The sequence below is a fragment of the Dermacoccus sp. Ellin185 genome, assembly GCF_000152185.1.
In the GTDB taxonomy this organism is placed as follows: Bacteria; Actinomycetota; Actinomycetes; order Actinomycetales; family Dermatophilaceae; genus Dermacoccus; species Dermacoccus nishinomiyaensis.
On the sequence record NZ_AEIQ01000034.1, the window covers coordinates 1 to 3,951 of the forward strand.

The 3,951-nt window shown below is 68.8% G+C and carries 1 protein-coding gene and 3 pseudogenes; 2 read left to right on the forward strand and 2 right to left on the reverse strand.

Translation table 11 applies throughout. From position 1 onward, the window contains the following. A pseudogene (locus HMPREF0321_RS15290) lies at window positions 1–243 on the reverse strand (helix-turn-helix domain-containing protein); the annotation flags it as partial. On the opposite strand from HMPREF0321_RS15290, the pseudogene HMPREF0321_RS16305 reads away from it, so the two are divergent. Further along, window positions 212–1,028 (forward strand): annotated as a pseudogene (locus HMPREF0321_RS16305) (LysE family transporter). The pseudogenes HMPREF0321_RS15290 and HMPREF0321_RS16305 sit on opposite strands and share 32 nt — an antisense overlap. A 143-nt stretch (window positions 1,029–1,171) precedes the next feature. On the opposite strand, the gene HMPREF0321_RS01800 reads toward HMPREF0321_RS16305, so the two are convergent. Further along, window positions 1,172–2,977, reverse strand: a complete 1,806-nt coding sequence (locus tag HMPREF0321_RS01800; protein ID WP_006943727.1) for a long-chain-acyl-CoA synthetase — start codon at window positions 2,975–2,977, stop codon at window positions 1,172–1,174. A 430-nt stretch (window positions 2,978–3,407) separates the two neighbouring features. Here HMPREF0321_RS01800 and HMPREF0321_RS14570 point away from each other — a divergent pair. Next, a pseudogene (locus HMPREF0321_RS14570) lies at window positions 3,408–3,951 on the forward strand (hypothetical protein); the annotation flags it as partial.

Here is a 3,951-nt window from a genome sequence, read left to right on the forward strand (position 1 = left end):
GTGACGCTGCTTGCGCGGCGCAGTCAGGTCATAGCGCAGCATCTCGTCAATGGCCGGCTTGTACGGGTCCAGACGCGGTGCCGTACGAACCGGCCTCTTGCGGGGCGGGGGTTCGGCAGCGGCGAGTGCCTGGCGGACGGTGCGGCGATGTACCCCGTGCTTGCGCGCGAGCTCGCGGATGGACAGACCCTCCACTCGCGCGTCATGGCGGATGTCGGCGTACAGCTGCACTCGTGACCCCATCTTGGCTCCCTTGCCCTCGCGACTGGTTCCCAGTGATGGGGACCAGCGTGAAGGGGTGGGGCCAGTTCAGACCGTCAACACCCCGGCAAGTCGCACGCGGGGCCAGATCAAGCCGTCACAACGGGGCCAGACCAAGCTGTCACAACCAATCCTGCTGCCCGGGCCGAACTCGCTGTTCGTCGCGACGAGCGCCGCGCAGGTATCGCGACGCGCCGGCTGGCAGGCCGCCGCCGGTGTGTTCATCAGCGACAGCATCCTCATGATCGCGGCCGTCGCCGGCGGGCACGCTGCTGACGGGCGGGTCGCTGTTCTTCCGCGCGCTGACGCTCGTCGGCGGCGCCTACCTCGTCTATCTCGGGTTCGGTCTGCTGCGCCGAGGGGTGCAGTTGCTGCGCGAACATCGAGCGCTGACGCGCGCCGACGCCACGGACGACTCGCTCAACCCCATCGACACAGGCGCGGCCCCCGATGGCGCCGGCATCGCGGCGTCCCCGTTCAGCCGCTCGATCGTGACGGGCATGCTCAACCCCAAGTCGATCCTGTTCTTCGCCGCGTTCTTCGTGCAGTTCGTGACGCCGGGCGATCCGCACCTGTGGGTCAACTTCGGGGTGCTCGCCGTCATCATGCAGATCATCAGCCTCATCTACCTCGCGGCCGTCATCGCCATCAGTTCGCGGCTCGGCCACCGCGTCGCAGGACGCCCGCGCGTCGTCGCCGGCGCACACCTCGCCGCGGGGACGGCCTTCTGCCTGTTCGCCGTCAAGCTCGCCACCGCATCGTTCTGACGCCCGACACGCTGAACCACCACGCCGACGCGACGCTCCACCCCTCACAGCTGCCGCGCGACCACATGGCCGGCTGACGCGAAGCTCCACCCCTCACAGCTGACGCACGACCACATGGCCGGCCGACGGCGAAGCTCAACCCCTCACGGCTGACGCGCTGCTGCGACGTCTTCGGGGTAGCTCCCGTAGAAGGGCACGTAGCCGTCACGCATCAGCACCCACACGCGGTCGTCACCCACGCCGGCGAACCCGGCGTCGCGCAGTTCGACCTTGCGCGACTTGAACGTCGAGGTGTGCTCGAGCGAATCGACCTCGCGCACGAACAGTGGCACCGCGTACTTCGGCAGGCGTTCGTTGAGCGCGACGGCCGCCATGGCGTCGAAGGGCTCGCCCTCGCGCAGCACGACGGCGGCCATGCCGGCTCGCCCGTCGCAGCCGGGCACCTCGACGCCGTAGACGACGCAGTCCTCGACGAACGGCAGCCGCTCGAGGGCCGCCTCGACCTCCGTCGTCGCGACGTTCTCGCCCTTCCACCGGAACGTGTCGCCGAGCCGATCGACGAACGCCACGTGGTTGAGCCCCTGCCGGCGCACGAGGTCGCCGGTGATGAACCAGCAGTCGCCGTCCTTGAAACCGTCGCGCAGCAGCTTCTTCTCGGTGGCGTCGTCGTCGGTGTACCCGTCGAACGGCTGGGCCTTCGTCACCTTGGCGAGCAGCAGGCCCGCCTCGCCGACCTTGACCTGACGCAGCCGCCCGTTCCCGTCGCGCACCGCGCCGCCCGTCTCCGGGTCGTAGGCGACGACCTTGTGCGGCAGTGGGCACGTGCCGGCCGTCTCGGAGATGTTGTAGGCGTTGATGAACGCGATGTTGCACTCGCTCGCCCCGTAGAACTCGGCGATGCGCGCGATGCCGAAGCACTCCTGGAACTCGGCCCAGATGTCGGTCCGCAGGCCGTTGCCGACGATGACGCGGATGCGGTGCGCCCGGTCAACGTCCCGCTGCGGCTGGCCGAGCAGATAGCGGCACAGTTCGCCGATGTAGACGAACGACGTCGCGTCGAAGCGGATGACGTCGTCCCAGAAGTTGGAGACGGAGAACTTGCGCGCGATGGCGAAGCACGCGCCGCCGTTGAGCACGGCTCCGAGCGCGACCGTCACGGCGTTGTTGTGGTACAGCGGCAGGCAGCAGTAGAGAGTGTCGCCCTCGCGCAGCCGCACGCCCAGCCCGCCGAGGCCCGAGTACGACTGCAACCACCGATGGTGGCTCATGATGGAGGCCTTCGGCATGCCCGTCGTGCCGGAGGTGAAGATGTAGTACGCCTTGTCGCTGCCGCGCACCTGCGCGCATTCGGGCGGGTTCTGCGCCGCCGCCGTAGGCGCGTTCGTCGCCTGTGCGACGAGCTCGTCGAGCCCGACGACGTCCGCGTGGCGCCCGGTATCCGACGACGGTGCGGTGTTCGCTGAGCCCTCCCCCGCGAGGCACGTCGTCACCGCCTCGAGCAACGACGGCTCGGCGACGATGACGCGGGCGTCGAGTACTCCGAGGCTGTGGGCGAGCACATCGCCCTGCTGGTTGTAGTTGAGCAGCCCGCTGACGGCGCCGAGCTTCACGGTCGCGAGCATCACGAGCAGCATGTCGATCGAGTTGTGCGACATCAGCCCGACGACGTCCCCGTGACGCACCCCAGCGTCCTTGAGCACCCACGCGAGCCGGTTGACACGCTCGTTGGCCTCTGCGTAGGTGAGGCGCCCCTCGTCGGCCACGACGAACGGACGCTGCGGGTGCCGCTCGGCGAGCCCTTCGAATACCGAGCCGATCGACATGGCGCGGCCCGATCGACGCAGCAGTAAGGACGGCAGATGCTTGGCGACGTGGGGGATGTCGGGCGTCATCGTCAGCGCCCCGCGCGCCACGTCGAGCAGCGTCACCCGGGTCCGTGAGGTCGTCATCGCTGTGGTCTCCTTCGGCCGTCGTCAGCTCCGGTGTCGCGGTCCGCGCCGCGATCCCCCAACCCTACCTACGCTTCAGTAACCACGTGACGGATACCGCTCAGCCCGTCCCACATCGATGGGTGCCTGCACAGAATTGCCATCCCCCCGGCCGTGGTGGACGATGCGAAGCCGACGCGACGCATGAGCGCGTCCTCGAGGCCGCCGAGGATCTCGATTCCGGCAGCCCCGACCCCCGCTCGCCTCGTCCCTGCGACAGGGACGCTCCGGCATCGTCGGTGTCTTCGCCGAGGGGCGACTGCTCAACTCGTTCAGTGACCCGTTCGCCGTCAGCGTGCTCGACGGTCTCGCGCAGCACCTGGGCCAGAACTCGAGCGGCATCCTGCTCATCCTGGCGTAGGGTAGCGATGAGCACGAGGTCGTGCGACGCATGTCCGGCATCCCCCGCGACGCCGTCGTCTTCCCGCTCGGCGGGCATGTCTCGGCGGCGGTGCTGGACCACCTGCGCCATCGCCGCATCCCGCTCGCCGGCACGGGTTACCCCGCGATCGACGGTGTCCTGCAGCTGACGATGGAACGCGCCGCGCTGCGCACCCTGGCCACGTACCTGTACGACCTCGGCCACCGCGACGTCGCGCTCGTCGAGATGCCGCAGGGTGCGAGCCGCGGTGAGGGCGACACGACGCCGACGGCCAACCCCCAGGCGACCGCACGCACCGAGGGCTTCCTCGACGTATTTCCCGACGTCACGTACCCACACCTTCGCGCTCATCGAAGGCACCTCGATGGCCGCGCAGGCCGGCGCCTGACCCTCTCTACCGATCGATGCCCAGTCCCCGAGGGAGTGGGCAACGTCATGTACGTGTCCATCCGCACCCGTACAAGCATTCGCAGGGGCGCGGGGGTCAGGGTGTTTGTGGTGGACGTAGAAATGCGTGATGGTCATGAACTACTCAACCCCAGTCTTTCGGGGG